Source organism: Puniceibacterium sp. IMCC21224, from assembly GCF_001038505.1.
GTDB lineage: Bacteria > Pseudomonadota > Alphaproteobacteria > Rhodobacterales > Rhodobacteraceae > Puniceibacterium.
Genome location: NZ_LDPY01000005.1, coordinates 70,981 through 96,707 on the forward strand (window position 1 = coordinate 70,981; position 25,727 = coordinate 96,707).

30 protein-coding genes and 3 pseudogenes are annotated in these 25,727 nt (G+C 60.0%); 18 read left to right on the forward strand and 15 right to left on the reverse strand.

All coding sequences use genetic code 11. The features are described from left to right. Positions 1-47: 47 nt before the first annotated feature. The 8 genes and pseudogenes from IMCC21224_RS24480 to IMCC21224_RS24515 all read right to left on the reverse strand — a co-directional run. Positions 48-1,505, reverse strand: a complete 1,458-nt coding sequence (locus IMCC21224_RS24480; protein WP_009505784.1) for an aldehyde dehydrogenase — start codon at positions 1,503-1,505, stop codon at positions 48-50. 88 nt (positions 1,506-1,593) lie between these two features. Beyond that, entirely contained in the window at positions 1,594-2,421 is an 828-nt protein-coding gene (gene hcaB, locus IMCC21224_RS24485; RefSeq protein WP_197089325.1) for a 3-(cis-5,6-dihydroxycyclohexa-1,3-dien-1-yl)propanoate dehydrogenase, read from the reverse strand. A gap of 9 nt (positions 2,422-2,430) precedes the next feature. Further along, the gene (locus tag IMCC21224_RS24490) at positions 2,431-2,763 is read right to left on the reverse strand and encodes a non-heme iron oxygenase ferredoxin subunit (RefSeq protein ID WP_009505786.1); all 333 of its coding nucleotides are present in this window, start codon (positions 2,761-2,763) and stop codon (positions 2,431-2,433) included. A 16-nt stretch (positions 2,764-2,779) separates the two neighbouring features. Next, positions 2,780-3,340 (reverse strand): aromatic-ring-hydroxylating dioxygenase subunit beta, encoded by a 561-nt coding sequence (locus IMCC21224_RS24495; protein ID WP_034453106.1) that lies wholly within the window; start codon positions 3,338-3,340, stop codon positions 2,780-2,782. 60 nt (positions 3,341-3,400) lie between these two features. Beyond that, positions 3,401-4,756 (reverse strand): aromatic ring-hydroxylating dioxygenase subunit alpha, encoded by a 1,356-nt coding sequence (locus IMCC21224_RS24500; RefSeq protein WP_047998183.1) that lies wholly within the window; start codon positions 4,754-4,756, stop codon positions 3,401-3,403. A 108-nt stretch (positions 4,757-4,864) separates the two neighbouring features. Continuing rightward, positions 4,865-5,917 (reverse strand): gentisate 1,2-dioxygenase, encoded by a 1,053-nt coding sequence (gtdA, locus tag IMCC21224_RS24505; RefSeq protein WP_009505789.1) that lies wholly within the window; start codon positions 5,915-5,917, stop codon positions 4,865-4,867. Between the two features lie 36 nt (positions 5,918-5,953). Then, positions 5,954-6,277 (reverse strand): 2Fe-2S iron-sulfur cluster-binding protein, encoded by a 324-nt coding sequence (locus IMCC21224_RS24510; protein ID WP_009505790.1) that lies wholly within the window; start codon positions 6,275-6,277, stop codon positions 5,954-5,956. Between the two features lie 374 nt (positions 6,278-6,651). Beyond that, positions 6,652-7,365: pseudogene (locus IMCC21224_RS24515) on the reverse strand (NAD(P)/FAD-dependent oxidoreductase); the annotation flags it as partial. 63 nt (positions 7,366-7,428) lie between these two features. Here IMCC21224_RS24515 and IMCC21224_RS24520 point away from each other — a divergent pair. The 8 genes and pseudogenes from IMCC21224_RS24520 (at position 7,429) to IMCC21224_RS28355 (ending at position 14,022) form a co-directional block, all read left to right on the forward strand. Continuing rightward, positions 7,429-8,130: an IS6 family transposase gene (locus IMCC21224_RS24520; RefSeq protein WP_047998185.1), complete on the forward strand. Its 702-nt coding sequence runs from the start codon at positions 7,429-7,431 to the stop codon at positions 8,128-8,130. Between the two features lie 57 nt (positions 8,131-8,187). Further along, the gene (locus IMCC21224_RS24525; RefSeq protein ID WP_047998186.1) at positions 8,188-9,501 is read left to right on the forward strand and encodes a dicarboxylate/amino acid:cation symporter; all 1,314 of its coding nucleotides are present in this window, start codon (positions 8,188-8,190) and stop codon (positions 9,499-9,501) included. 109 nt (positions 9,502-9,610) lie between these two features. Next, positions 9,611-10,144 (forward strand): tyrosine-type recombinase/integrase, encoded by a 534-nt coding sequence (locus IMCC21224_RS24530; RefSeq protein WP_047998187.1) that lies wholly within the window; start codon positions 9,611-9,613, stop codon positions 10,142-10,144. Between the two features lie 133 nt (positions 10,145-10,277). Beyond that, the gene (locus tag IMCC21224_RS24535; protein ID WP_047998188.1) at positions 10,278-10,538 is read left to right on the forward strand and encodes a helix-turn-helix domain-containing protein; all 261 of its coding nucleotides are present in this window, start codon (positions 10,278-10,280) and stop codon (positions 10,536-10,538) included. Positions 10,539-10,613: 75 nt separating this feature from the next. Next, entirely contained in the window at positions 10,614-12,335 is a 1,722-nt protein-coding gene (locus tag IMCC21224_RS24540) for a SulP family inorganic anion transporter (protein ID WP_047998189.1), read from the forward strand. Further along, positions 12,335-12,577 (forward strand): winged helix-turn-helix transcriptional regulator, encoded by a 243-nt coding sequence (locus IMCC21224_RS29070; protein ID WP_047998190.1) that lies wholly within the window; start codon positions 12,335-12,337, stop codon positions 12,575-12,577. Before IMCC21224_RS24540 ends, IMCC21224_RS29070 begins: the two co-directional genes overlap by 1 nt. A gap of 363 nt (positions 12,578-12,940) precedes the next feature. Further along, positions 12,941-13,480: pseudogene (locus tag IMCC21224_RS24555) on the forward strand (transposase); the annotation flags it as partial. A 200-nt stretch (positions 13,481-13,680) separates the two neighbouring features. Further along, positions 13,681-14,022 (forward strand): hypothetical protein, encoded by a 342-nt coding sequence (locus IMCC21224_RS28355; RefSeq protein ID WP_197089333.1) that lies wholly within the window; start codon positions 13,681-13,683, stop codon positions 14,020-14,022. On the opposite strand, the pseudogene IMCC21224_RS29075 reads toward IMCC21224_RS28355, so the two are convergent. Both IMCC21224_RS29075 and IMCC21224_RS24570 read right to left on the reverse strand, forming a co-directional pair. After that, positions 13,946-14,239: pseudogene (locus IMCC21224_RS29075) on the reverse strand (transposase); the annotation flags it as partial. The gene IMCC21224_RS28355 and the pseudogene IMCC21224_RS29075 overlap by 77 nt on opposite strands. A gap of 362 nt (positions 14,240-14,601) precedes the next feature. Further along, positions 14,602-14,898, reverse strand: coding sequence for a hypothetical protein (locus IMCC21224_RS24570; RefSeq protein WP_156178427.1), 297 nt, complete (start codon positions 14,896-14,898; stop codon positions 14,602-14,604). 216 nt (positions 14,899-15,114) lie between these two features. On the opposite strand from IMCC21224_RS24570, the gene IMCC21224_RS24575 reads away from it, so the two are divergent. Next, positions 15,115-15,654: a hypothetical protein gene (locus IMCC21224_RS24575; protein ID WP_047998195.1), complete on the forward strand. Its 540-nt coding sequence runs from the start codon at positions 15,115-15,117 to the stop codon at positions 15,652-15,654. Positions 15,655-15,854: 200 nt separating this feature from the next. Here the strand turns inward: IMCC21224_RS24575 and IMCC21224_RS24580 are convergent, their stop codons facing one another. Then, positions 15,855-16,574, reverse strand: a complete 720-nt coding sequence (locus tag IMCC21224_RS24580) for a putative quinol monooxygenase (RefSeq protein WP_047998196.1) — start codon at positions 16,572-16,574, stop codon at positions 15,855-15,857. Between the two features lie 156 nt (positions 16,575-16,730). On the opposite strand from IMCC21224_RS24580, the gene IMCC21224_RS24585 reads away from it, so the two are divergent. Further along, entirely contained in the window at positions 16,731-17,591 is an 861-nt protein-coding gene (locus tag IMCC21224_RS24585) for a LysR family transcriptional regulator (protein ID WP_197089330.1), read from the forward strand. A gap of 90 nt (positions 17,592-17,681) precedes the next feature. On the opposite strand, the gene IMCC21224_RS24590 is transcribed toward IMCC21224_RS24585, so the two are convergent. The 3 genes from IMCC21224_RS24590 to IMCC21224_RS24600 all read right to left on the reverse strand — a co-directional run bounded on the left by IMCC21224_RS24590 (position 17,682) and on the right by IMCC21224_RS24600 (position 19,965). Continuing rightward, entirely contained in the window at positions 17,682-17,879 is a 198-nt protein-coding gene (locus IMCC21224_RS24590) for a hypothetical protein (protein ID WP_047998198.1), read from the reverse strand. Between the two features lie 353 nt (positions 17,880-18,232). Further along, positions 18,233-19,075 (reverse strand): hypothetical protein, encoded by an 843-nt coding sequence (locus IMCC21224_RS24595; protein ID WP_047998199.1) that lies wholly within the window; start codon positions 19,073-19,075, stop codon positions 18,233-18,235. 236 nt (positions 19,076-19,311) lie between these two features. Continuing rightward, positions 19,312-19,965: a hypothetical protein gene (locus IMCC21224_RS24600; RefSeq protein ID WP_047998200.1), complete on the reverse strand. Its 654-nt coding sequence runs from the start codon at positions 19,963-19,965 to the stop codon at positions 19,312-19,314. A gap of 473 nt (positions 19,966-20,438) precedes the next feature. Here IMCC21224_RS24600 and IMCC21224_RS24605 point away from each other — a divergent pair, with 473 nt between their 5' ends. Both IMCC21224_RS24605 and IMCC21224_RS24610 read left to right on the forward strand, forming a co-directional pair. Continuing rightward, complete coding sequence (locus IMCC21224_RS24605; protein WP_008336111.1) at positions 20,439-20,681, forward strand: type II toxin-antitoxin system ParD family antitoxin; 243 nt, start codon at positions 20,439-20,441, stop codon at positions 20,679-20,681. 5 nt (positions 20,682-20,686) lie between these two features. Beyond that, entirely contained in the window at positions 20,687-21,007 is a 321-nt protein-coding gene (locus IMCC21224_RS24610) for a type II toxin-antitoxin system RelE/ParE family toxin (RefSeq protein ID WP_017468227.1), read from the forward strand. Positions 21,008-21,021: 14 nt separating this feature from the next. On the opposite strand, the gene IMCC21224_RS24615 is transcribed toward IMCC21224_RS24610, so the two are convergent. Next, entirely contained in the window at positions 21,022-21,249 is a 228-nt protein-coding gene (locus tag IMCC21224_RS24615; RefSeq protein ID WP_047998281.1) for a hypothetical protein, read from the reverse strand. Positions 21,250-21,494: 245 nt separating this feature from the next. Here IMCC21224_RS24615 and IMCC21224_RS24620 point away from each other — a divergent pair, with 245 nt between their 5' ends. The 6 genes from IMCC21224_RS24620 (at position 21,495) to IMCC21224_RS24645 (ending at position 25,724) form a co-directional block, all read left to right on the forward strand. Beyond that, positions 21,495-21,854: a hypothetical protein gene (locus IMCC21224_RS24620; protein ID WP_047998201.1), complete on the forward strand. Its 360-nt coding sequence runs from the start codon at positions 21,495-21,497 to the stop codon at positions 21,852-21,854. A 130-nt stretch (positions 21,855-21,984) separates the two neighbouring features. Next, complete coding sequence (locus IMCC21224_RS24625) at positions 21,985-22,563, forward strand: lytic transglycosylase domain-containing protein (protein ID WP_082135461.1); 579 nt, start codon at positions 21,985-21,987, stop codon at positions 22,561-22,563. Beyond that, positions 22,560-22,850, forward strand: coding sequence for a TrbC/VirB2 family protein (locus IMCC21224_RS24630; protein ID WP_082135453.1), 291 nt, complete (start codon positions 22,560-22,562; stop codon positions 22,848-22,850). The genes IMCC21224_RS24625 and IMCC21224_RS24630 overlap by 4 nt, the downstream gene beginning before the upstream one ends. Before the next feature lie 9 nt (positions 22,851-22,859). Continuing rightward, positions 22,860-23,138 carry a type IV secretion system protein VirB3 gene (locus IMCC21224_RS24635; protein ID WP_045682577.1) on the forward strand — a complete coding sequence of 93 codons (279 nt, stop codon included), beginning with the start codon at positions 22,860-22,862 and terminating at the stop codon, positions 23,136-23,138. Further along, positions 23,128-25,512 carry a type IV secretion system protein B4 gene (locus tag IMCC21224_RS24640; RefSeq protein ID WP_047998203.1) on the forward strand — a complete coding sequence of 795 codons (2,385 nt, stop codon included), beginning with the start codon at positions 23,128-23,130 and terminating at the stop codon, positions 25,510-25,512. The genes IMCC21224_RS24635 and IMCC21224_RS24640 overlap by 11 nt, the downstream gene beginning before the upstream one ends. After that, positions 25,509-25,724: a hypothetical protein gene (locus IMCC21224_RS24645; protein WP_047998204.1), complete on the forward strand. Its 216-nt coding sequence runs from the start codon at positions 25,509-25,511 to the stop codon at positions 25,722-25,724. Before IMCC21224_RS24640 ends, IMCC21224_RS24645 begins: the two co-directional genes overlap by 4 nt. Positions 25,725-25,727 lie beyond the last annotated feature (3 nt).

The following is a 25,727-nucleotide window of genomic DNA, read 5'->3' on the forward strand; positions in this document are numbered from 1 at the left end:
CAATCTAAGGAGGCGTGGAGCGCCCGAAAAGGCGCTCCAGATCAGTGTCAGCTGAACGGATACTGTTGTTTGGGCGATTCAATTGTCAGCCACTTCAGTTCCGTGAATTCTTCGATCATCGCGCGGCCATCGAAACGGCCCCAGCCGCTATTGCGCGTTCCGCCGTAAGGTGCCTGCGGTTCGTTTGCGACGGTCGCGCCGTTGACGTGCACCGAACCGGTTTGGATCCGCATAGCAACGTCGAGGGTTGCGGTGATATCGGTCCCGTGGACCGCCGCCGAAAGACCGTAGTTGGGATCGTTGGCCACCTTCACGGCTTCATCATTGTCTTTCACGCGAATGACCTGAAGGACCGGGCCAAAGGATTCCTCGCTGTAGATCTCCATGTCCGGTGTGACATGGTCCAGGATTGTCGCGGGAATGAGTGTGGTCGCAGCCCGGTCACCGGCTTTGATCTTGGCACCCTTTGCGATGGCATCGTCAAGCAGGGCGTTGATGCGATCCGAGGCGCCCTGACTAATCACGGGGCCGAGTGCGCAGGAAGATTGCGCGCGCTGGTCGCCAGTCTCAAGTTGCGACGCGCGGGCGGCAAGCTTGGCGACAAAATCATCCGCGATCGCCTCGTGCACGATGGCGCGTTCGGTGCTCATGCAGATCTGTCCCTGATACAGGAAGCCACCGAAAACCGCTGCGGTTACCGCTGCGTCGACATCGGCATCGGCCAGAACGATCAGTGGAGACTTGTCGCCGAGTTCCAGAATGCTGCGCTTGAGATGCTTGCCGCAACTGGCGGCGATGATCCTTCCGACGCGTGTCGATCCGGTGAAATTCACCCGACGCACGCGCGGGTCGGCGATCATCGCCTCGACCAGTTCAGGCGCTTCCTCGGGCCGGTTGACGATCATGTTGACCGAGCCTGCCGGGAAACCGGCGGCATGCACCGCTTCGGCAATCAGCGAATGGACCCGCGGCGATGTCTCCGAGGCGCGGAAAACCACTGTGTTGCCGCAGACGAGCGGATATGCGATCGCGCGGGCCGCCAGAACGATCGGTCCGTTCCAAGGCACAATCGACAGGATCACGCCAACCGGCTGCCGGACGGTCATGGACATCGTGCCGGGTTTGTCGGACGGAATGGTCTCCCCCTGAAGCTGTGTTGCCATCGAAGCGGCTTCGCGGAAGACGTTGGCGGCGGACATGACATTGAAACGTGCCCAGAGTTCGCCGGAACCGACTTCGTCCTTCATTGCTGCCACAAAGTCGTCGCCGCGTTTCTCAATCTCGTCGGCCGCCCGCAACAGGAGCCCGCGGCGCTCGCTGGGCCCGGATTTTGACCACGTTTGGAACGTACGATCCGCCGAGGCGATTGCGGCGTCCACATCCTCAAGCGTCGCGGCAGCGTACCGTGTTACCATTACCCCGTCTGCGGGAGACGCCCGCTCAAACGTGCGGTCTCCGCTAGCCGGTGTTTCTTTGCCGTCGATCTGCAGCAACACATCTTTCATAGTAACCTCCCTTTTGTTTTGTTTTTGCGCGAACACCTAATCCCCGTCCCAGGTGTCCGGCATTTATCAGCGGGCAGCGCCCCGGAGCTCAGATTGCTCCAAATTTTTCCACCAGTTCCGCGCCCATATTGGGCGACATGAAGCCCCGCATCCCAATCCCGCCGTCGAAGTTCAGGACCGCGCCTGTGGCTGGGCCATTGTCGTTGCGGTCCGCAAAGAAGACATAGGCGCCGGCGTATTCATCTGCATAAAACGCTTTTTCCAGGGGCAGGATCTGTTTCATCAAATCATCGAGAGGCAAGTCGGAAAAGCTGTTGTTCTCCTGGGACAGGCTGGCAAGTCCTGCCAGATTCGATCCGCCAATGCCGCCGGGTGCGACACCGTTTACCCGAATATGTGGGGCCCATTCATGTGCCATTTGCTTGATCATGCCGATGACGCCGTGCTTGGCAGCGGTGTAGATAACCCCGCCCCCGCCAGGATATAATCCGGCGTTCGAAACGGTGAAAATCGCGTTGCCTTTGCTCTTGTAGAGTTCGGGCAATGCAGCTTTGGCGGCGAGAATATAACCATTGAGGTTAATTCCGATCAGCTCATTGATCGCGTCCGAAATCCGGTCGTCGTCGGCGCTTGCAAGCGTCGCGTTATAATCCCAGACGCCAGCGTTGCCGATAAGCGTATCGAGTTTTCCAAACGCTTTCACACATTCGGCAACAGCATTCTTGTTGTCGTCCATGCTGCGAACATCGCCTGCGACGCCGACCACGGCTCCTTGATGGGCCGAAACCACCTCTTCGATACGCTCGGGCGAGCGATCAAGTATCGCGACACGCGCTCCCTCTTTCACGAACCGTTCGACGATCGCCTTGCCAAGTCCCGAACCCCCGCCGGTCACAAGTGCGACCTGATCCTTCATACGCATGGTTTATCCCCTCCCCATCATTTCTTCTTCTTGATATTCTACATAGACGTGGCCATCTTCTACTTTGACGGGAAAAACCTTCAGCGCCTCGCAAGCGGGGAGTGCCGTGACCTCACCGTTGCGAACGTCGAATTTCGCCATGTGCAAAGAGCACTCGACGATATGACCGTCGAGATAGCCGTCGCATAAAGACCAGGTGTCGTGCGTACAGGTGTCTTGAACGGCGTACACCGTCCCGGACACCTGACATACCAAGATCGGCTCCGAGCAGCCGGTGTATTGGACCATTTCTCCCTCTGGCACTTCTGCCAGAGGGAACGTTTTGTGCCATGCCATTTATTTACCTTTCAGCTCAGAAAAAGAAGCTGATGTTATTCGACAGCACGGTGCTTTGATCCAGCAGAATCTTGCGCTTCACAACTTCGAACCCGCGCTCGTCGTCCACCCGGCGGATCTTGTCCTGACGCTCTGCCGAGAAAATATCAGCCTGGCGCTCCTGACGGTTGCGGTAGGTGATTACCGACGTGCTCACGTCGTATTCGCCTTCTTCCGCACCTTTCCAGATCAGGACGTTGCTGACGATATGCCGCAACCGGGACGCGGGGTTCTCAGACCAACCCACATCCGACATGATTTTGCGGATACGTCCCTCAAGCATGTTCCAGTCGTCGAAGAAATGGGCGTAACCGTGTTCGTCGGTGTATTCCTTTTCCGCTTCACGCATGATTCTGGTCGTGCGAAGCGGCGCCCAATATTCGATCTCCTTCGACATCAGGGTGAACCAGGTTTCCCAACGCCGGTCTCCCATCAGCTTTGCTTCCCAGAAGTAAAACTGTTCGATTTCTTGTTGAAGTTCGACCGGCACCGGCGCGGGCTTCACCGAGAAGTTGCTCTTGGTAACGATATCAAGCATGGTTTCCTCCCTATAGCTTGCCGACAGGCCCATCTTTGGGCCTGCCGTTCGCTTTTAATGTCACTCAGCTGCTTTCAAAGTGGCCACAGAATCGAGAGCCGACCAATCCGAGGTCGTCAACATCCGCGCCCAATGAGCGTAGATATTCCGCGCGGCTTCCTCGCCATATGTGTTGGCGAAGCTCTTTCCGGGGTAGCCGGGTTCCGCATCGCGTACCGTATGATCCGACATCTGGATGTTGAACTTTTGCTGTTTGGCGACATGACCGCGCAGGACGTGCTGGATGTCATTCCAGTTCTCGCCGTCATCCTGTTCGAACACACCGCCGGCCGAGAAGGTCCGAACGTTGTGACGGGCCCATTCCTGCTTGATGGCGTCGGGCGCCTTTTTGTCAACAATCGTAAAGGACCAGATCTCCATCTCGTGGGGGCCCCTCGGCTGCCACATGCGCACCGTGTTGATCCCGGTCAGGAACGACAGGTTCGGGAAGACATTCATGTGACACAGATTGATGTCGGCTCGCTCTTTGCCAACACGCTCCACGGCTTCCGGGTAGCTCGTCTGTGTGAGATACTCGGTGACGGCGGGTCCGACGATGACCTGATAGAACATCGGGTTGCGCAGGAAAAGCCCGCACGCATGGCCATTGCCGATATACACATTCAAGCCGTCAGTCGGCGGCTGCATCTTGGTCAAGTCGGTGCCGGCCGGCGCCCCTGCCATGATGCCCGAAATGTGCGCCGTGGTGCCGGCGTGATAGGCATCGCTGCCGAACTGCTCTGCCGCGAATTTCCAGTTGGCAGGGATGACCCACTTCTGGATACCCTCGATCACCTCCGTTCCGCCTTCAACACGATCCAGCATGGTGTCCATGTAGAACTTGGCGTCGCCGAGATAGGTATCGAGATCGGGTGCGCTCTCATCCCAGTTGGCAAAGATAAGGCCCTTGTAGGTCTCGACCCGTGCCTGTTTCGGACCCCATTCATCCTTTTTCAGGGCGTCGTTGAAGGCCGCTGTCTCCATCGGCACACTGACGAGATTTCCCGCCGAGTCATACGCCCACCCGTGATAAGGGCAAGTGAACGCACGCGCGTTACCGGCGTCGACACGGCAGATGCGCATGCCACGATGCCGGCACTGGTTGAGGAAAACGCGGATCGAATTGTCTTTTTGCCTCACGACAACGACAGGGTCTTCACCAATGTATGCCGATTGAAAATCGCCGTAATTCGGAAGCTGCGACTCGTGTCCGACGCAAATCCAGGTACGAGCAAAAATCTTCTCAAGCTCAAGCTGATACAGCTCTTCGCTGGTGTAGATCTCGGGGCTGTATTTTCCGGTTTTGGTGTCGACGAGGTTTTTGATGTCCTCGTCGGTATACGTCTTGCTCGAAGCCGTATGGGGCGCGTTTGTCATGTCTTTCCTCCCTTGGTGATAACTTTGTGATCCGCCCCTCCAACAAGACGGATATGTGACCTACGATCTAGTATACATGTGGATGCGTCCCGCATCTCGATGAAGCGATCATTTCTGATTTCCGCGATCCTCTCTCCACAGACCAAGCTTTTCTTGTGCCACACGATCGGAGTAGGTGAAGAACACCGCTTCTCCGTCGGGCATGTGTTTGATCCATTTCCAGCTCGGCGCGACAAAGACGTCCTTGGGACCCCATTCCAGCACTTCGTCGCCGATCTGCGACTTGCCCTGACCTTCCATCACGACAAACACGGTTGCGTCCGTCGAGCGGTAGGGCGCGGTTTCGAACCCCTTCGGCAGAAGCTGGAGACCGGGGGCGATTGTCGGCATGGCCCATCCGCCGTCCAGCGGGTTCACATAGCGCATGCGAAATCCGTGGCAGCGGTCGGCATCTTCGGCCGACTTCAGCTTTTCTAGGGCCTCGCGCGAGCGATCATAGGGGTAGTTGAAGATCGGGGATGCCAAGCCCTTACGCTCATAGTCATAAGGCAGCATGTTCGCGGCGAAACGCGCGGTGCTGTCGCCGAGTGGGCGCGTGATGGGCTGCTCGTCTTCGCCATGCTCTTCGGCGAACGACGCGTCGAACAGTGACACCACCGCTATATCGAGACCATCAAGCCAGATCATCGGCTCATCGGAACTGTTGCCATGGTCATGCCAGCCCCAAGGCGGCGTGATGACGAAGTCACCGAAAGACATCATGGTGCGCTCGCCGTTCACGGCGGTGTGCGCCCCCTCACCGTCAAGCACCAGGCGAAGTGCCGACTGGCTGTGCCGGTGGGCCGGGGCGACTTCTCCGGGCATGACGATCTGAAGGCCGGCGTAGAGTGACGTGGTGATCCGTGATTGACCACGCAGGCCGGGGTTTTCCAGGACAAGCACGCGCCTCTCAGCTTCTTTCGCCGTGATCAGCCCGCCCGCTTCCAGCAGATAGTCCTTTGCAACCTGGAACCGCCAGACATGGGGAACGCAGTCGCTCTTCGGCTCGGGTGTAATGATGCTATTCAACACAGCCCAGAGCGGGGTGTAGGAATTGCTGTCGATCTTCTCGTAGAACGCTTTGCGTTCCGCCGTTTCTTCGGGTGCCTCTGTCAGCGACATTGGAGCCTCCTTCTTAGCTTAAAAGCGCAAGCCGCCTCAGAACTGAAATTCCGGTGTCGTCAACTCAATCCCCGAGATTTTGGGGCTCAGCTTTATCTGACATGACAGACGACTGTTCTCCTGCCTGTTGGCGGCGAATTCGAGCATCGAAAGCTCGTTATCCGACGGCGGATCAAGCTCGTTGATCCACTCTTCGCCCACATAAACGTGACAGGTTGCACAGGCGCATGCCCCGCCGCACTCGGCATCGATTCCGGGCACGCCGTTGTTCGAGGCGACCTCCATTGCCGAAGAGCCTTCCTGGCCATCAATCTCCCGACGTGTCCCGTCGTATTCGATGAATGCTACAGATACAGTCATATCCACCTCCCTTTCCTCTCAGCCATGAGTGATGCCCAAGCTTGGGCAGAACCCTCACGGCACCAATTCACTGCATATTTCCTTCAGGTATCGGAGTACCTGAAGCCCCCTGGTTCGAATTAGTATGCATAGTCACTAAAGTCCGTTGAAACTCTTGTCAAGGCACTTGAACCGGCCCTGTTTTCGCCCGGGCACGCGGCCCGAACCATGACGGCGCGGGGCTCTCCTCAGACGGGAGATTTCAGCAGAACGGTGGTCGATCTTTCCCAAAAAGTGATGGTGACTGGCAGCTCCAGCCACGTCGGAATGGATCGTATGAACATCCACGAAATGCCGGAATGACGCTGCTCGGCTGCCACCCGGTCTTGCGGGCCTTACAGATCGGTAATGGTCCCCTCAGACACCTCTGCGGCCAGCCCCAGGGTTTCCGAAAGGGTCGGATGCGGATGGATCGTCAGCGCCAGATCTTCGGCATCGGCACCCATTTCGATCGCAAGCACAGCCTCGGCCAGAAGGTCTCCGGCATTTGGCCCGGTGATCCCGGCGCCGATGATTCGTTTGGTATCGGGGTCGAACAACAGCTTGGTGACCCCCTCATCGCGGCCCAGCGACAAAGACCGTCCCGAGGCCGCCCAAGGGAATGCGCCTTTCCGGACCTTCACACCCTTTGACTTCGCTTCGGCCTCGGTCATGCCGACCCAGGCAATTTCCGGATCGGTATAGGCCACGGACGGGATAACCCGCGCATCGAACACAGATTTTTCGCCGCAGGCCACTTCGGCCGCAACCTTGGCTTCATGCACGGCCTTATGCGCAAGCATCGGCTGGCCAACCACATCGCCGATGGCAAAGATATGCGGCTGATTGGTGCGCATCTGCGTGTCCACCGGGATAAACCCGCGCTCATCCACGGTTACGCCTGCCGCGTCGGCAGCCACCAGCGCTCCGTTGGGCTTGCGGCCAACGGCGACAAGAACTTTGTCAAATTCAGCTTCAAAGATGCCGTTCGGTCCGTCGAATGTGGCCACAAGGCCTGCATCAGTGGCCTCGACCTTGGTGACCTTGGTCTTCAGAAGGACGCGTTCATAGGGTGATGTCACGTTAACTGCCCTATTGTTGTTCGCGTCGCGATTTCTTCTTATCTGACTGCAATGCAGACATCGGCTATCAGCTACAAGCGCCATCGCTTTCCATCCCAGATTATCGCTCACGCGGTCTGGCTCTACATGCGCTTCAACCTAAGCCTGCGTGAGGTTGAGGAGATGTTGCTCGAGCGCGGAATTGATGTGTCCTACGAAACCATCAGGCGCTGGACGGTCAAATTCGGGCCTCAGATCGCCCAGAATCTGCGACGGAGGCAAGCCCGTCCGGGTGATGTTTGGCATCTGGACGAAGTCGTCGTGAAGATTGCCGACAGGCCATTCTGGCTCTGGCGCGCGGTCGATCAACATGGGGTTGTGCTGGATGAAATCCTCCAGTCCAGTCGGAATAAGCCGGCTGCGAAACGTCTGATGCTCAGACTTCTCAAGCGTCATGGCTTCGTGCCAAAACGGATTATAACGGACAAGCTGCGATCCTATGGCGCTGCCAAGCGCGACGTAGCGCCCGGTTTGGATCATTGGTCGCACAAGGGCCTGAATAATCGCGCAGAGAACAGCCACCTGCCGTTTCGAAAGCGGGAACGGGTGATGCAAGGACACCGATCACCCGGCGGCTTGCAGCGCTTCGTGTCTGTTCACTCAGCAACCCGAAACTGCTTCTTTGTCCCATCCTGCCGCCGCACAGCCTTAACCATCCGCTTCCATCGGTTGCAGGCACTTGATGTCTGGAAAACGGCTGCGAACATCGCCTGATCCCACTAACGCGATGCCTTCGCCGATTGCCGACAGGTTAACGTGACAACACCCCCGATGCAGATCGCCAAGCAGCGCTTCAAGTTGCGGGGCTGGATCACCTCCAGGCTTTGGGCACAGGTGATGGCCGGGATGATCCTGGGGTTTGGGCTCGGTCTGCTCCTGAGCGAGGCAACGGGACTGGTACAGCCGGACACCGCGGAAGTGATCGGGATCTGGCTGGCGCTGCCCGGCAAGATATTTCTGGCGTTGATCGCCATGGTGCTGATCCCGCTGATCTTCTCGTCTATCGTGGGGGGACTCTCGGGTGCCGGATCGGGCGAGGAGTTGCGCTCGGTCGGGTTGCGGCTGGCGGCCTTCATCCTTTCGACGACGACTGTCGCGGCGACCATCGGCGTGATGCTGGCTCAGTGGCTCAAGCCCGGCGAGGGGCTTGCCGGTTTTTCGGCGGGGCCTGCCGATCCGGCCCTAGTGGATCTGAACGGCGCGATACCGGACGTGCCGGATCAGGAGGCGCCAGCCGCCCTGCCGGACATGATCGTCAATATCCTGCCGACCAACCCCACCGCGTCGATCGTGCAGGGGGACATGCTGGCCGTCGTCGTGCTTGCGCTGCTGGTCGGCATTTCGGTAACCCAGGTTCAGGACAAGCGCGCCGCGCCGTTCCTGGCCTTGATGGATGCGGTGCTATCGATCTCGATGAACATCGTCAAATGGGCGATGTTTCTGGCGCCTTTCGCGGTCTTCGGGCTGATGGCACAGCTGGTGATGCGCATGGGGTTCGAGACGATGCTCGGCATTTCTGGATATGTTGGCAGCGTTCTGCTGGGGCTGGCCGCCCTGCTGAGCCTCTATTTCCTGATCGCGCTGCTCTTTGCGCAGGTCACGCCGGTGCGCTTAGTGAAGGCGGCGGGCAGCAACCTGTTGTTGGCCTTCTCGACCTCCAGTTCCTCAGCGGTGATGCCGGTGACAATCCAGACGGCGCGCAAGCTTGGCGTGCCGGAAAACATCGCCAACCTGGTCGTGCCGCTCGGGGCGACGATGAACATGGCCGGCACCGCGCTCTATCAGGCCGTCGCCATCCTGTTCCTCGCACAGCTTGCCGGGGTGGACCTGACCGCCGTCCAGATTTCCGTCGTCGTCGGGACGCTGGTGGCGTCCAGCATCGGCGCGCCCGGCACGCCGGGCGTCAGCATCGCGATCCTGGTCAACGTAGCGACGAACATTGGCATCCCGGTCGAGGGTATGGTGATCATTCTCGGCGTCGACCGACTGCTCGACATGTGCCGTACAGCAGTCAATGTCACCGGTGATTTGGTAGCTGCGGTGCTGCTGCGCGCCGTCGGGAGAAATCCCGTCGAAACCGCATAAGGCTAGCAATACAGTTTTAGGCAGCGGGCTCATAAAATTCGATCCACAGCCTGACCGACGCCAGTTTGATCATCGACAAGAAATTGCGTGACGTCTTCATGCCCTCGTTTTGGAGGGAAAGACTGTCGGGCGCCTGTCCGAGGCAGCAGAGCTGAAGGTGCAGGATCTGTCGCTTGCCGCCCGAAGGGGTGGCCATGATCTTGCGACCCTTCATGGAAAGGGCGGCAAGATCCGCCAGTGCCCGTTATGGCCAGAAACCGAGCGGGCTCTTGCGCACGAAATCCGGGATCGCGAAGGGGATACACCTGTCTTTGTCAGCAGGCTTGGGGCAGGGTTCACGCGGTTCGGCGTCTATCGCCTGATCGAGCGCTGCGCTGCGCATGTTCCTGCGCTCGCCGGCCGCACGATCACGCCACATGTGATCCGACATACGACCGTCTGCCATCTTGTCCTTGCCAGGGTGGACATCAACACCATCCGCGCATGGCTTGGGTATGTGTCGATCAGCACGACCAACATTTATGCCGAGATCGACCTGACGATGAAGGCCAACGCCGTTGCACTCTGCGAAGTCGGCCAACAGAGATCAGGGCGCTCGTGGAAGGTGGACAAAGACCTGATGGCGTTACTGAAATCCTTGTGAGACGAAATCCCCGATGTGGGTTGCCACATCGGTGAGGGCAATGCACTGATACATATCCAAGGCACCTACATTGATACTTGAAATATCAAATATAATAGTTTAGATCGGCATTATCCCATTCACAGGATACCTCATGATCACTGGCCCCCAGATGCGCGCTGCACGTGCTTTACTCGGTATCGACCAGAAGACCCTGGCCGAGCTGGCAGGGCTTTCTGTGCCGACGATCCAGCGCATGGAGGCAAGCACCGGCAATGTGCGCGGCGTGGTCGACAGCCTGACCAAGGTCATCGCAGCGCTTGAGCTTGCCGGGGCAGAACTCATTGGAGAAGGCTCCGTCAGCACGGCGGGCGGACGCGGTGTGCGCCTCAAGGTGCCTCCACCCAGACATTGAAAAACTCAACACGCGACGGCGACCGCCGACAAAAAGCCGACGATCCCGCCGCTACCCTAAAAGGTGCGGCCGAAGATGAAAGACCAGACCACCAGACAGAGAACGGCACCCAGCTTCGTCGAACTCTTCACTCCGAAACTCGTCACCGTCCTGCGTGAGGGCTATGGACTGCCCCAGTTGCGGGCGGATGCCATTGCCGGTCTGACCGTTGCCATCGTCGCACTGCCCCTCTCGATGGCGATCGCTATTGCCTCGGGGGCGACCCCGGCACAGGGGCTCTACACCGCGATCGTTGGCGGCTTCCTTGTCTCGCTTCTGGGCGGTTCGCGCTTCCAGATCGGTGGCCCAGCTGGTGCCTTCATCGTGCTGGTGGCCAGTACCGTCGCACTGCACGGAATGGACGGGCTGATCCTCGCGACCTTCCTGTCGGGCTTGATGCTGACTGCAGTCGGGTTCCTGCGGCTTGGCACCTTCATCAAGTTCATCCCCTTCCCTGTGACCGTCGGGTTCACAGCCGGGATTGCGGTGATCATCTTCGCCAGCCAGATCAAGGAGCTCTTCGGCCTGACGCTCGATCATGAGCCCGGTGAGCTCCTTGAAAAACTGCCCGTACTGTGGGCGGCCCGGGACAGTATCACGCCCGCGGCCGTTCTGCTGTCTGCCACGACGGTCGGTATCATCCTCGGCCTGCGCCGGTGGCGTCCCCATTGGCCGGGCATGCTGATCGCGGTCGCGGTCGCGGCGGCAGTCGTCGCGCTTCTGGGGCTGCCGGTTCAGACCATCGGCACCAAGTTCGGTGGGATCCCATCCTCACTTCCTGCCCCGCGCCTGCCGGAACTCTCGCTGGAGAAGATCTTGGCGGTGCTTCCGGCGGCGATCTCCTTCACCCTGCTCGGCGCCATCGAGTCGCTTTTGTCGGCGGTCGTGGCCGACGGCATGACAGGGCGGCGCCACCGCTCGAACTGCGAGCTTGTCGCGCAGGGGGCGGCGAATATCGGGTCTTCCCTCTTCGGCGGCTTCTGCGTCACGGGCACGATTGCGCGGACGGCAACCAACGTGCGGGCGGGCGCGCATGGGCCGGTCGCAGGGATGCTGCATGCGGTGTTCATCCTGCTCTTCATGCTCGTTGCCGCGCCCCTTGCCGCCTATATCCCGCTGGCGGCATTGGCGGGTGTTCTGGCCGTCGTTGCCTGGAACATGATCGAGAAACCCGCCATCGCAATCCTGGTGCGCTCGGGCCGGGGCGAGGCGACAGTGCTTGGCGCGACCTTCTTCCTGACCATCTTCCGCGATCTGACCGAGGCCATTGTCATCGGTTTCGCACTCGGCTCGGTCCTGTTCATCCACCGCATGAGCCAGACAACCGGGGTTGCTGCAAACACCGCCTTCGTCGGGCGTGACGAGGCGGACAGCACTCACCCGCGCGAGGCCTATGACGAGGAGGCCGCAGCCAACCCTGAGGTCGTGGTCTACCGTATCACCGGCGCGCTCTTCTTCGGTGCAACGGCCTCGATCGGATCGGTGCTCGACCGCATTCAGGACAGCCATAAGGCGCTGGTCGTCGACTTCTCGGCTGTGCCGTTCCTCGACTCGACCGGGGCCAACATGATCGAAGGCCTTGCACACAAGGCACACAAGCGTGGCGTGGCCCTTTGGCTGACGGGCGCGAGCCTTGACATCCAGCGTGTGTTCGTGATGCACGGCCTGAAACGGCCACTCGTCCACTATGCCGCTTCCGTCGAGGACGCCCTCAAGAGCGTTGAGGACGATATCGACGCCCATCAGGACGCCGCGTGATGCAGAGAGCCGCGTTGGAGCGCCGGCGGCGCCGAGAGTCCTTCGATCCACAGGAGCGACGCCGCTACGTTCTTTCCGCGCTTGAGCGTCCACGCACGCAGGCAGAACTTCGTGACGCCCTTGGCATGAGCAACAGCGGAATCCTGCACCTCCTGCGGCGCCTCGAGCGGGACGGGCTGGTCCGCCCAGCCGAACGTGTGGTCTGGACGCGTGTCTGGGAAAAGACGCGAAACGGTGACTGACGTCATGCACGGAGACAGCTCGAACGCCACGCCGAATGGGAATGCGCCGTCCGCCACGTGGACCGCTTTGCTTGAGTGCGCCGAGGCGGCAGAGAACGGAGATCTCGATCTCGACGGAGGCGCTCCACAGGTCGTGGCTCTGGCTGAGCACCTTGTCGATCTTGGGCTCTTGCGCGTGCCGTGCGCGGGTCATTATGCTCTGACGTCGGCCGGAAGGGAGCTTCTCGGGCAGTCCAGGACGGGCGCTGCTTCGATCAAGCCTCGGCGGCGCGGCTCATTCCTCTTGCCATTGTCACTTGCAGCATTTGCAGTGGCCGTTCTCTGGTTTTGGCTGTGTTCATAATGACTTGGCGGTATCCAACGGGCAAGGTCACGGAATGGCGGTCGAAGGCGCTGCCCCGATACCAGCGCTTGACCAAGAAGGCTGAGGCCCTGATCGCCGCGGTCTACCTCGCCTGCACCAACACCCGGTGCGTCAAGCGGGCGCTATTCGGGCTTTTCGAGAGCGCCGTTAGCAAGGACGTGGTCAGCCGTGCCTGGCGCAAGGTGAAGGTTGACTGGGACGCTTGGTGCTTCCGCAGTCGCGCCGATGAGGACATCGTCCGGCTCATTCTCGACGGCACCGTGATCAAGACCCGCATCGATAAGAAGGCCACGAACATCTCGGTTCTGGCTGCCATCGGCGTGCGCCGCGACGGCCCGAAGGTTCTGCTTTCCATCAGAAATATGGGCGGGGAGAGCACCGCCGCGTGGCGCCAGTTCCTCGATGATCTTGATGCCCGCGGGCTGAAACGCCCCGAATTTGTGGTCGTCGATGGTGCACCGGGGCTGGAGGCCGCGCTCTTGGGGTTGTGGGGCGGGGATCTGCCGATCCAACGCGTGGGGCACAGACACCGGTTACTGCGATATTCATAGCGCCCAAACTCTTCTGTCAGTTATGAGTGCTGGACGTAATCTCCCCAAAACGCTGGATGAATTTTCCCCAGTTTGGCGCCGGTGCCGATGGTCAGGGGGGCATGACCCCCTGACCATCGGTGGCGCAGAATTTCCCCTGCTGATGCCAATGGAAGGGCGCGCAGGTGGTTGGATTGAGGGAGATTGTCATGATCCTGGAATTGAAGCGGCAGGGCCTCGGCGTCAGCGCGATCGCGCGGCAGACCGGGCTCGACCGCAAGGCGGTAAAGAAATATCTGGAGCGGGGCCTCGAGGCTCCGGTTTACGGGCCGAGGGAGCCGGGGGAACGGCTGGCGGATGGGTTCCGGTCCTATCTGGCTGAACGGCTTGAGGCGTTCCCCGGCTTGTCTGCGCGCAGGCTGCATCGTGAGGTTCGGGCGATGGGTGTCGCGTTGCCCTTTAATCGGCTCTGCCTCAATCTGTGTGGCGGAACGGTAGCATTCTCGCCCGCAACAATTCTGGACCGGCTCGGCCGTACATGGCGCGCTTGAGGGTCTTCAGGCGGTTGATCTGACCTTCCGCCTGGCCGTTGCTCCATGGCATCTCGATGGCGTTTTTGACCGCATCGAAGTCCCGATTCAATGTGCGGGCAAAGCGCACGAGTGGCGCCAGGTCAGTTTCGATTGCCTCGTCGATCCATGCCGGGAGCGGGTCTGCTTCGCGGCCGCGCAGGATACCGTTGAACCGCATGGCGAGGCTGCTTGATTCGTGTCAGGCCTTTGCCGCCCTCAAAATGGACCCACCCTCCTCTGGGCATGCCCACGCTTACGATCAGCGCCCCACATATTGGACAACTCCGCCTGAACGATGCGCCCCTCTTGCTTTCACGATCACCCCGAACTGCCCAATCGCCGCGGACGGATACCGTGCGCCCTGACGACAGACGGCGGGTGTGTGCCTTCCGGCAATACCAGCGGTCCGTCATCCCATACCCCTTCTTGCCTCGACCCGGCTGCCGCTTGGGGTCGAGCGCACGTAAAAGCCTTGTGGAATAGCCTCCTGCACCAGCCTGACGTGCGAGATCAGGCCGACGGCCCGGCTGCCCTCTGTCAGCGCAGCAAGAACTTGGATCACTTGATCCAGCGTGCCCGCCCCATTCTCGGTGTCGAGGCTTCCGAAACCTTCATCGATAAAAAAGTGTCCATCCGGATCTTGCCCGAAAGGCTCTCGACCACATCAGCTAGCCCAAGCGCGAGGGCCAATGCCGCGATAAAGGTTTCGCCGCCTGACAGCGTTGCTGTCGGGCGCGCCTTGCCGGTGTTGATGTCGAAGACCTCGATTTCGAGCCCACGCTTGCCGCGACCGCCAGATGCTTCGAGCCCACGCGTTAGCCGGTAGCGACCACGTGTCATAGGGTCGAGCCTCATATTCGCCGCCTCGAGAACCTGGTCGAACATTGCTCCGATCGCGAAGGTTTCGAGTGTCGTCTTGAAATCGTCCGCGCCCTATACGATAGCGTGCGCCTGGCAAGGATGGGTGGGCCGGACCCGCTCGATCCGGCCCGGCGCGCCGTTGCGCATCTTTCGCGTCGAACATGACGGCTGGACATTCCCGTAAGTGGCGCGAGACCTATGGAGAGGATTATGAACACCAAACTTCTTTCGGTCCTTGTGACCGGTCTGATGATGGTTTCCCAGACGGCGACAGCCCAGATCGAGACGGTCCCGGTCGGCACGGTAACCGCCACCATCGGCGAGGCGGCCTACGATGGTGAAACCCTCGACGTTCCTTCCGAAGGAACCTCAACCGCGGAATGGCGCACCTTCGGTCCGGTGTCCTCCCTGAGCATCCAGGCACATGACCCGGATGCTGAGAGCATCATGCAGGGCATCCTGACGATCGAGATATCCCTTATGGGCACAGACGCCTCGGGCGCGATGATGGATGCCTCTGTGTCGTGGTGGCCAGAGGGGATGAATGCCCCATTCTACATGAACGAGGAGATCGGGGAGGACCTGAATATCTCAATCTACACCCTCTCCCTCGAAGAAGAGGGTTCGACGATCAAAGGCAGCTTTTCTGCGCATTTGTGCCGCAAGGACAGCTTCTTTGCCGAAGCGGACACTGACGACTGCCTTCCGGTCGAGGGGCATTTTGACACGGCCCTGATGAGGGCGGAATAAGTACGTCTCCGGCCGGCCGGCTCACGCCATTCGGCGTGGTTTAAACATTGGGGGTATCCACAAATCGTGTTGGTAGGCTTTGCGAACAAAGCGCTAATTCGCTGCAGTTACTCGAACGACCGCTTCACGGTGAATCTAAATTCGTTCGGCAAAGCGCCTGATGCGTTGCACCAGGCGCCTCTTGTTCCTGTCACATCGCGTTACTTGATGGCGAGGATGTCGAAGTTGTGGACGTTAGCGACCACACCGTCGTCCCACCCGCCAGCGACCAACTCCGCTGCCCGTTCGTTCAGCAGCCCGGCGACTTGACCGGCAAAGTGTGCTTCACGGCCAGCATTGTTGGTGAAGATGTCGAAGATTGCGAAGGATGTTTCGTCAATCTGCAGCGCCGCCCAGAACAATGTGCCAGGTTCGGTTTCTCCGACGATGGGACCAGCTGCGGTCAGCAAGGCTGCCAGTTCCGGCCCTTTGCCGGGTGCTGCTTCGAGCGTGATATACGTGGCTGTCGTCGCCGAGTAGAGATCAACCGGTTCCCTCACCGACAGGACATCGGAATTGTTGATATTCGCGACAACACCATCGTCCCAGCCCCCGGCGACCAGCGCGTCGGCATTTTGGTTCAAAGCCGCGGCCACAGCGCCGGAGAAATGCGCATTGCGCGCTTCTTCATCCACGAAGATATCAAAGATCGCGAGCGTATCGTCGTCTTGCAAGGCAAACCAAAGCACGGTGCCTGGTTCGGTGTCCGCGACAATCGGGGCGGCTCCGGCCAGAAATTCGGCGAATGCTTCGGTCTGGCCTTCAGCGGCGGGCATGGCGATGTAGCTGGCAGTGTGATTTTCCATTGGGGTTTCCTGTGCGGCTGCAGATGTCGTGATCAAGGCCAAAGCGGCGAGTGTCTTGAGAATTTGGGCTTTCATGGTCGCCTCCTGATTGAGAATTTGTTTTGTTTGGATTCGATGCACCCTTTTCTCATGCCGAATGCCTCAGGCACCAATCCCGAACTTCTATTCTTTGATAGACATGTGCTATGGTGAACCTCATGGCGGAAAGTGACGGAGACTGTGGCAGTGGAGATGAACCAGATCAGGTATTTTTTGGCTGTCTGCCAGCATCGCAACTTCACCCATTCCGCTAGCGCCTCAAATGTTTCCCAACCGTCCTTGACGACCGCGATCAAGAAACTTGAACACGAGCTCGGGGGTGATCTGTTTGTCAGGGACCGCGCGGGATGCAGGTTGACGGCACTCGGAAAACTCATGCAGCCAAGGCTACAGAAAGCGCATGACGAAACGCAGGCAGCTAAGGCAGAAGCCGTCCGCCACACGCGACTAGAGCGGGTTCCTATTTCTGTAGGTGTTGGCGAAACGATTGGTCACAACCGGATTTCAGCCGCCGTGGAACGCTTCCGTACACGATTGCCGCAAGCCGAAATAGAGTTGATCGTGGCGTCTGCCTCCAAGCTTCTGTCCGGATTGCGAGAGGGTGAATTTGACGTCGTTGTCACAGCGGCGACGGTCAGTGAAGACCTCTATCGAATAGACCAGCTCTATGACGAGTCCTACAAAGTTGTGGTGTCCAAGTCGCACCCGTTGTCTGGACGAAACGCTATTTCTCTTTCGACACTCGCTGAAACTGACATGCTCGATCGACCCAATTGCGAAATGCGCGATGCGTTGCATCGGGCATGTGCAGACCAAGGTCACGAACTCTACGCGGCCTATCGGTCAAATCGCGTGGATTGGTTAGTCGAACTCGCGCGGCAGGGATTAGGCGCGGTGATTTTGCCAACCACGGCAATTCCAGCAGATAGGGGCCTCGTTTCGATACTCATCGACGGCCTTGAAATTTCGCGAACTGTTTCTGCTCTTCGTTATCGGCACCAAACGACGAGACCAGAGACAAATGATCTGATCCGTGAGATTGCGCGTGTGTAGGCGTAGTCTCATTGATGGCCGACATTCGCGCATAGTGCAGTAACTGGTACTTTGGGCTCGATGCGGACATCTGCCGGCCGTGCTGACCCGTTACGAGGCTCGTAACACGTCCGTTGGGCCGATCCATGCCCACCGCGCTTCCAGCCACCTGATGTAAAGGTTCAGGTTCTTGGTGGCCGGTCCGCAGAGGGGCTTGATGAATTTGTCGTAGCGGGCGTGAAGCGAGTTCACGTTCTGGATGTGATAGCTGCCCGCCGTGACGCGCGTGCCGGGCTTGGTGCCGACCAAGACGTGTTCGATGCCGCAGTGGCGTAACCCTTAGCGCCGTCCGAGCACAGCACGGCATCCTTCGGCATGAGGGGCACTATCGCACGCTCCAGCGTTGCGCTCTAGCGGTTCAGAAGTCGCTGACGTAGCCGCGCACCGCCCCGATCAGCGACGGTGAGAATGGGTAGCTGCCACTTCGAGAGGCCCCGCAACATCCCAACACGATTTGCAGACACCCCCCTAAACATTTGAAAAACCAGCCTCCCATACCTGCTGGGACCTGACCACCCGTATAGCAGAGCGAGATAGGCACTAATCCATTGCGGGAGCGAGTACGCTGGCTCTTACTCCCTACAGGTGCTGCCGCCAGCGGATCATCTGGATATTTCCCCTGCCAACACCGCTCTTCCGTGCACCGCCAAAGTTGCTGAAAACCTCTGGCACCCAAACCTGCGGATCACATCGAGTACCCGCGCTTCGTAGGCAGCGTGTCCGATCAAGCGACACAAGTCGGACGCGTGGAACTGGCGGTTCGCAGTAGGTGCGGCTTGCATCTGTCTCAGCAATTCGCGCTCTTTGGGGTCCGTTATTGGTCTCGCGGGCGGCTTGACCGCGGGACGAGATTGAGTTCCCGACGAATTTCGCCACCGGCGCATGAAGCCAAGCAGGAAGCCGGCCGGCACCCTGCCGTTGCCTCGGGATCGGTTGAAGGCGAGGAAGCGATCCCAGATGACCTGGGTGTCGATGTTCCAGCAGGGCAACGTGGCCTTCGCCGCTTTGATGAGCTCTGCCCAACTGGTCTGGAAAACGTTCGAACTCGCGGTGATATCGATCAGCCCTGAGAAGATAGTTTTGTTATTAATATTTCTAGATAGTGATGTGTCGCCTTCACCTGACACGAGATCATGGGTTTCACTCTCTTCGTCGAAGGCGGAAAACCGAAAGATCCAGGGCGCGAACTTGCCATTCGGCTTCGCCCGCTCGAGCTGCAACTCCGACGTCTCAAGTTCGCTCAAAAGAACCGAAAGATATTGTCTTGAGACACCCATCTTCTCCGCTAGGGCAGAGAGGGTGAAGGCTGCCGTTCCGCGCGACAAACCGTTGTAGCCATCCTTCCAGGCGATGGCATCGAGGATGAGGGTGGCAAGCTTGTGCGCAGCAACAGAGAGATTTGTCTGCGTGATCCGTCTCAGGATCAGGCCGGTCGTAGGTTCCATGGTCGAGGTCTCCTTGGAGATCCGACGCCATGTCGTGAGACAACAACATTCTTGCCAGCAAAACAACTTTGCTGGTTGCAGGTGTTTTGGCGGTGCGCTAGGAAACTCTTGTTCACGGAGTTTTCTAGCACGGCGTCAGGCTTCACGGTCTGGCGTCGTCTCCTTTTTGGGGGCTTTGCACAGCCTTTCGTGCGGGGTTGTGATGACGCGCGCGGCAAGACCGCGTGCAGATTTTGTCAGTAGCGAACTTCTTCAGAACCATAGTTCCCGGCGTGATCACGCCAGTCGACGAAGACGGAGCGGTAGAAGTAGCTGCCGCATCCATTCGGGATGCTCAGGCCAGATGCAGCCGGCACTTGGCCCACGTTGGATCTTGTCCATCGGTAGTCGCCCTGCACTCCGTAGGACCCCAATCGCGTGGAATCGGTGCGATTGCAGTCGCCATCTCGGTTTTCATGCTGGCGGTACTGAATGTGATAGACGCGAATGCTGCGCACGAAATCAAAGGCGTCGCCTGAGATGTCGATGTCGGCTTGTTCATCCGCCTGGACGCGAACAAGGGGTGTCGGAGTCGATACCTGCGGTTCGGGCGGATCGCGAAACGTGATGTCATAAAGGCGTTCCATAGGCGACAACGGACTTGGTTCGTTGAACGACACACCCATCGGACACCGCCAGATTTGTAGGGGCGGCTCGATCGGCCATGGCGTGATCCGCCGAATGAAGACCGCTCTGGCATGGGCGCAGGGCGCGGAGGCAGGCCAGCCGCCCGCAAGGCAGAGGAGGATCGCACAGTCCACTTGATAGGCCTGAGCCGGACCTGACGAGGCCATTAGTCCGGATATGCTTATTGCCGTGGCTGTTGCCACGCCGTGGATCACGTGCTTCATGATGCCGACTCCATCTATAATGGTGCAGCGATACGAAACAACATTACCGATAGCAAGGCGATTTGATTGATGGCGACTTGCGATTGTTCGCTTGTGTCGCGTGACGGCTTCCAAGATCTGATGACGGTTTGAGCTCTTGAGGCGTCCTGGAAGCGGCCAAAATTGCGGCCTCCTTTCACGTCCATTGCCAAACAAACAACTGTTACAAAAAGAAAATATGGCGTTCCAATACGGCCACGAAACCGGTCACGGAAGAACAGACCGCATGAGCCCGTCAAACGGCGTGTCGCAGCGCCCATGGTCCCGGGAAGGGCAGTGTCGGAAAACTGTCGAGCCCGGTTCTCCGGCTGGAATCCGGGAACGGAAGGGCGGGTGGAGCAACGATCCTGTGTTGTGGCCTATGTTGGGATCGAACATGCGCTTGAAGATTTATGGCAGTATCTGATACGATTGAGCATGGATAGGAGAGTCTGATGCCAAACGTCCACCTGACCGAACCGATGCAGAAATATGTGCAGGCGCAGATCGAGTCCGGCGCCTACGCCAATCTGAGCGAAGTCGTGCGCGCCGGCGTAAGGATGCTGATGGAGAAGGATGGCGCGCGGCAGTTCTATGCCCTCAAGGCCGATCTCGAGATGGCAGCCACCCTGGCCGAGAATGGGGATTTCGCCGAGTTCGATGCCCAAGCCTTCGAACCGGATGCGTTTGATCGCTGACCCGAATGACGATTCGGCTTTCCGGACAGGCCAAGTCCGACCTTGAAGAGATACGCACCTACACCGTCGAAACATGGGGCAGGGACCAATGGCTCGTCTATTACCGCCAGTTGGTCACCGCCTTCGAGCGGATCACTGGGGATCCCGACGCGGGCCGGGACAGGAGTCTCTTTGTCCCGGGGATGCGGTCCGTCAATTGCCAGCGACACGTGATCTTCTACAAGCGGCTCGATGCGGCGGATGGCGCGGCAGTCATCCTGCGCATCGTGCATCAGCGCCGCAACATGCCCGCACTCGTCTACTACGAGGATCTCGACGGCGGTTAAGCCCATGCGGTTGCTCAGTCCAATAGCTCGATCAGTCTTCCATAGTCTTCACTGACCTCGCGCGCCTCCTGAAACGCCCGTTGGCGCTCGGCATCAAGACAGCGGAAGTATTCCTGAATGTCGGCAATGTAGCCCTCGAAATCAGAACGCAGCAGATCGGCATAGGCACGAATGTCTTCTCGCGACTGAGGCAAGAACGGTCGTTCGGGAGGTACGCAATCTGCTGCCGCGGCTATCGGCATGCTTCCAAGCAGGAACGCGAACAGCAACGGTGCGTTGCGCGCAATAAACAACCGCAGGGCAAAACTCCTTTGCCGCCTTTAAGATTATCATTCTGTCGGCTATCACCGTTATCGGAGCAAGGCGAACTTCGTCAACACGTTATTATTGTCTTGCTATCATTAATGTTGTTTTGTATCGCTCACGGTGTTGCGACCCCGTGGGCCTGATACTGCACCCAGGCAGAACAAGGACCCAAGGGAAGGCCATGATAGAAGAAGCCCCGAATGTGGTTACAGAAGACGGACTGCGCGGCTTGCTCGCCGAGGGCTACCTCATTGAGGTGGTCTGCAAGGATGGAGCTGAGAAGCGCCATAACAGTTGGTACGGCACATGGGTCATCCGTGCCGTTGCTGAAGACGGGCGTGACGACAAGATGCTCGTCACGAGCCGTAGCTATCTCAAGGTTCGCGAGTTCAAGACGATTGTCGGACTTGTCAGCTTCCTTGCCGACATGGGCTGCACGACTGCCAGCATCCCGCTCATCGAAGGCGCCCGCGAGCGCCATGCAGCACCCGGGCGCACGCCCGAACCACGAACCGGCCCGGTTCTGGTCAAGGACAACTGACCGCGCATTTGCGCTCGTTGTTGCATTGGGTACAGGTGTTTGTTCAGCACCCCCGGCCCTTGCCGACGGTTTCATCTTCCAGGTCAGCCCCGATGGCCGACTGATCGACACAACTGATACCACGAGCACCTTGCGCTCGTTCACCGGCGACGACGATGCCCGGAATGGGCCCCTCCCAGATCGCCTCTTTCTTTTTGCAGCACCGCAGTCCCGCGGGGATGATGATCCCCTGAGCGATGTGACGGCTGCAGCAGCGGTCGCCCCACGCGCGGTCCGCGCCTCCCCCGAAATCCTCCACGCCATCGAGACCACCGCGCTGCGCTACGGCAGCCATGACGCTCTGCGTCAGGCGGGCCTGTCGGTCATCGATTGGGCGCTGTTCTACCGCGCCAATATCGAGGTCGAGAGCGCCTATAACCCGCATGCGCTGAGCCCGGTTGGAGCCATCGGGCTCGGCCAGCTGATGCCCGACACCGCGCGCGATCTTGGCGTCGATCCCCATGACGTCGCCCAGAACCTCGACGGCTCGGCCCGTTACCTGCTGATGATGCTCGAGCAGTTCGGCGATCCCGCGCTGGCGCTTGCGGCCTACAATGCCGGTCCCCATGCGGTCACCCGCCATGGCGGCATTCCCCCATTTCAAGAAACCCAAGGCCATGTGGCCCGTGTGACAGCCGTGTTCCAGCGGCTGAGAGGAGACCTGTCGTGACGTCCAAATCTTCCCTTGTCGCGCTCGGCGCGATGGCCCTGATCGTGCTGGCCAGCCCCGCACTGGCACAAAGCATCGACCTATCGCCCGTACAGACGCTTCTGCAGGGCATCGTCGATGCGATCACCGGCCCGTTGGGCATCGTGATCGGCACGCTCGCGCTGATCGGCGTGTTCCTCTCCTGGCTCTTCGGCATCCTCGATTTCCGTCAGGCACTTTGGGTCGTGGTCGCGATCGCGGGCATCGCCGCGGCACCCACCATCGTCGCCGCCATCTGGACGACCTGAGAATCACCCATGTCCGACCAGTCCCGCGTGTTCATCGGCCTTCTCAGGCCGCCCAAGCTGATGGGCTTGCCGATCATGTACGCCATGGTCTGGCTCTTCGGCTCGACGCTCCTGTTCCTCTGGGTCCAGAGCTGGGTGGTGGCCGTCTTCGCGGGGCTGGCCTGGCCGGCGCTTTGGAAAGCCGCGGACTGGGATCCGAACTTCCTCGACGTCCTGGTCATCACCTTGCAGGAAACCCCGCCCACGGCGAACCGCAAGCTTCACGGGGGCGACAGCTATGCCCCGTGATGGAGTTGCCGATGACGTCGCAGACGCCCTCGATCCGCTGACCGCGCTGCCCGCTTGGTTCAAGGGCGAGAAGCGGCTCTCGTCGATGCTGCCTTACGTCAGCCTCGTGACCGACCGGACGATTCGGACCCGCGGGAACGAGCTGATGCAATGCATCCGGCTCGAAGGAGTGAACAGCACCACGAGCGAGGATGCGCATCTCGACCGGATCGGCGGGCTTCTCGCCGGGATCGTCGCGCAGGTCGGGACCGAGTTCTCCTTCTACCTGCACAAAGTCTCGAAAGCGGTCGACGTGTCACTGCCGCCCATTCCGGGCGAAGGGTTCGCTGCCGCCGTCGATCAACGCTGGCGCGCGCATCTGGCTCAATCTGGCCTCCGCGACAAGACGCTGACCCTGACGGTCCTGAAGCGCCCCGAGACAGGCAGCCGTCTGCCCTTCGGTCTGGGGGCGTCCCGTGCCTGGAATGCTGCCGACACGACACGGCGTCTGCGCAAGCTCGACGAGGTCGTGGGGTTTCTGCTGTCGTCCTTCGATGAACTGAAACCCCGGCTGCTTGCCGCCAGCAGCGGCGAGCTTCTGGGCTTTCTCGGATCTCTGAACACCGGCGAGGAGCATCCGCTCTTCCCGCGATCGCGCCTCGGGGTGATCGCCGAGGATGTCGCCAATACCCGCGTCACCTTCCGCGGCACGACCATCGCGCTCTCCGACGGCGCTGTGGGCGACAAGCTCGGCGCGATCTTCGCGGTGAAGAACTATCCCGCCAAGACGGACAGCCTGATGCTCGACGAGCTGAACCTGCCCGTCGATATGGTGGTCACGCATTCTTTCGTGCCGATCAACGCAAACATCATGGCAGGCCGGATCAAGCGGCAGTTGCGCCTGATGCAGGCGGCCAATGACGGGGCCGTCAGCCTCGCGCAGGAGCTGGAACTCGCGCAGGACGATCTGGAATCCAAACGCCTGATCTTCGGCGAGCACCACATGACGGTGGCTGTCTATGCGCGATCCCAGACGGCACTCGACGACATCGCGGCCGAAATCCGCAACATCTCTGCCACCTCCGGCATCAACCTGATCTCGGAAGCCTTCGGGGCACGGGCGCATTTCATGGCGCAGCATCCGGGGAACACTGGCGCGCGCAGCCGCAAGGCTGCGATCACCAACCACAACTTCGCCGATCTCGCCACCTTTCACCGCACGCCGCTCGGCAAGACGGCCGCGCAAGTGCCCTGGGGCGTGCCGATCACGCTTTTTCCGACGCCAGAGCGCAGCGGGTTCCGCTTCAATTTCCACGAACAGGGCGCGCCGGACCGCGAGCCCACGGGTGGCCACACGCTGATCCTCGGCCGCCCCGGCTCGGGCAAATCCGTGCTGGCGGCTTTCTTGATGACCATGGCCCGGCGCGCAGGCGCGCGGCTCTTCGTCTTCGATTATCGCGCCGGCATGGAAATGGCCGTCCGCGCGCTTGGCGGCAGCTATTCGACCGTGCGGGCCGGGCGACCCACGGGCCTCAATCCCCTGCAGACCGAAATTGACGCCCGCGGGCAGGCTTGGCTGGCCGACTGGCTGGCAAGCCTTCTCGAGCGCCGCGACCAACCCCTGACCCCGGTGCAAACCAACCGCCTGCAGGAGGTCGTGCGCCAGAACGCCAGCGCCGGGAACGCAGGGCTGCGAAACTGGTCGGACTTTGCCTCGCTCCTCGTCTCGACCGATGACGAGGGCGATCTTTTCGAGCGGATGCAGGAATGGACGGCGGACGGCCGCTATGGCTGGATCTTCGGGGCCAATGCCGAGGACAGTTTCAGCATCGACGGTGACGTCGCAGGCTTTGACCTTACCGGCATCCTCGATTCCGAGAGTGAGCGGGAACGTATGGCGGTCCTCTCCTACCTCTTCCGCCGGGTCGAGCGCGTGATCGAAGATCGCAAGCCCACGATCATCGTGATTGATGAGGCCTGGAAGGCGCTGGACAACGCGTATTTCGCGGAGCGGCTCTCGAACTGGCTGGTCACCGCGCGCAAGCAGAACGCCGTCGTCGTGATGATGACGCAGTATGCGAGCCAGCTCGAGCGGACCCGGACCGGCAAGACCATTGTGGAAGCCGTGCCGACGCAAGTTCTCTTGCCCAACATCCGCGCCTCAGCCGCCGACTACGCGATGCTCGGCCTCAGCGAGAAGGAACTCGACGTGCTTCTGGGTGTCGGCTCCGCCTCGCGGCTGGCCCTCGTGCGCGATGACCGGGGTTCGGTGGTGATCGACGCCGATCTGAGCGCCCTTGGCCCCCTCGTGACCATCCTTGGCGGCATGGAAAAGGGCGAGGCCCTCGTCGGCCCCGACTACCGTGACCGCCCTGATTTCTGGAGAGTGACATGACCCGTACCATCACCCGCAGCGTCGTGCTGCTTGGCCTCGGCCTGACCCTGACAGCCTGTGCGCAGCACAATCCCGCGCAGGCCAACTGCTTCAACTTCCGCGATGCGCCCACGCAGGCGGCAACCGCGACGACCACGATCTCGACCATGGGGGCGGAAGTCACGCGGCGCGACACGGCCTGCGATTTCGTGATGCTGGGGGCGGGCGGCTAAGCC

Coding starts and splice junctions, on each gene's coding strand:
- IMCC21224_RS24480 (WP_009505784.1), bottom strand. CDS start 1,505: ATGAAAGATGTGTTGCTGCAGATCGACGGCAAAGAAACACCGGCTAGC.
- hcaB (WP_197089325.1), bottom strand. CDS start 2,421: ATGAAGGATCAGGTCGCACTTGTGACCGGCGGGGGTTCGGGACTTGGC.
- IMCC21224_RS24490 (WP_009505786.1), bottom strand. CDS start 2,763: ATGGCATGGCACAAAACGTTCCCTCTGGCAGAAGTGCCAGAGGGAGAA.
- IMCC21224_RS24495 (WP_034453106.1), bottom strand. CDS start 3,340: ATGCTTGATATCGTTACCAAGAGCAACTTCTCGGTGAAGCCCGCGCCG.
- IMCC21224_RS24500 (WP_047998183.1), bottom strand. CDS start 4,756: ATGACAAACGCGCCCCATACGGCTTCGAGCAAGACGTATACCGACGAG.
- gtdA (WP_009505789.1), bottom strand. CDS start 5,917: ATGTCGCTGACAGAGGCACCCGAAGAAACGGCGGAACGCAAAGCGTTC.
- IMCC21224_RS24510 (WP_009505790.1), bottom strand. CDS start 6,277: ATGACTGTATCTGTAGCATTCATCGAATACGACGGGACACGTCGGGAG.
- IMCC21224_RS24520 (WP_047998185.1), top strand. CDS start 7,429: ATGCAGACATCGGCTATCAGCTACAAGCGCCATCGCTTTCCATCCCAG.
- IMCC21224_RS24525 (WP_047998186.1), top strand. CDS start 8,188: ATGCAGATCGCCAAGCAGCGCTTCAAGTTGCGGGGCTGGATCACCTCC.
- IMCC21224_RS24535 (WP_047998188.1), top strand. CDS start 10,278: ATGATCACTGGCCCCCAGATGCGCGCTGCACGTGCTTTACTCGGTATC.
- IMCC21224_RS24540 (WP_047998189.1), top strand. CDS start 10,614: ATGAAAGACCAGACCACCAGACAGAGAACGGCACCCAGCTTCGTCGAA.
- IMCC21224_RS29070 (WP_047998190.1), top strand. CDS start 12,335: ATGCAGAGAGCCGCGTTGGAGCGCCGGCGGCGCCGAGAGTCCTTCGAT.
- IMCC21224_RS28355 (WP_197089333.1), top strand. CDS start 13,681: ATGATCCTGGAATTGAAGCGGCAGGGCCTCGGCGTCAGCGCGATCGCG.
- IMCC21224_RS24570 (WP_156178427.1), bottom strand. CDS start 14,898: ATGAGGCTCGACCCTATGACACGTGGTCGCTACCGGCTAACGCGTGGG.
- IMCC21224_RS24575 (WP_047998195.1), top strand. CDS start 15,115: ATGAACACCAAACTTCTTTCGGTCCTTGTGACCGGTCTGATGATGGTT.
- IMCC21224_RS24580 (WP_047998196.1), bottom strand. CDS start 16,574: ATGAAAGCCCAAATTCTCAAGACACTCGCCGCTTTGGCCTTGATCACG.
- IMCC21224_RS24585 (WP_197089330.1), top strand. CDS start 16,731: ATGAACCAGATCAGGTATTTTTTGGCTGTCTGCCAGCATCGCAACTTC.
- IMCC21224_RS24595 (WP_047998199.1), bottom strand. CDS start 19,075: ATGGAACCTACGACCGGCCTGATCCTGAGACGGATCACGCAGACAAAT.
- IMCC21224_RS24600 (WP_047998200.1), bottom strand. CDS start 19,965: ATGAAGCACGTGATCCACGGCGTGGCAACAGCCACGGCAATAAGCATA.
- IMCC21224_RS24605 (WP_008336111.1), top strand. CDS start 20,439: ATGCCAAACGTCCACCTGACCGAACCGATGCAGAAATATGTGCAGGCG.
- IMCC21224_RS24610 (WP_017468227.1), top strand. CDS start 20,687: ATGACGATTCGGCTTTCCGGACAGGCCAAGTCCGACCTTGAAGAGATA.
- IMCC21224_RS24615 (WP_047998281.1), bottom strand. CDS start 21,249: ATGCCGATAGCCGCGGCAGCAGATTGCGTACCTCCCGAACGACCGTTC.
- IMCC21224_RS24620 (WP_047998201.1), top strand. CDS start 21,495: ATGATAGAAGAAGCCCCGAATGTGGTTACAGAAGACGGACTGCGCGGC.
- IMCC21224_RS24635 (WP_045682577.1), top strand. CDS start 22,860: ATGTCCGACCAGTCCCGCGTGTTCATCGGCCTTCTCAGGCCGCCCAAG.
- IMCC21224_RS24640 (WP_047998203.1), top strand. CDS start 23,128: ATGCCCCGTGATGGAGTTGCCGATGACGTCGCAGACGCCCTCGATCCG.
- IMCC21224_RS24645 (WP_047998204.1), top strand. CDS start 25,509: ATGACCCGTACCATCACCCGCAGCGTCGTGCTGCTTGGCCTCGGCCTG.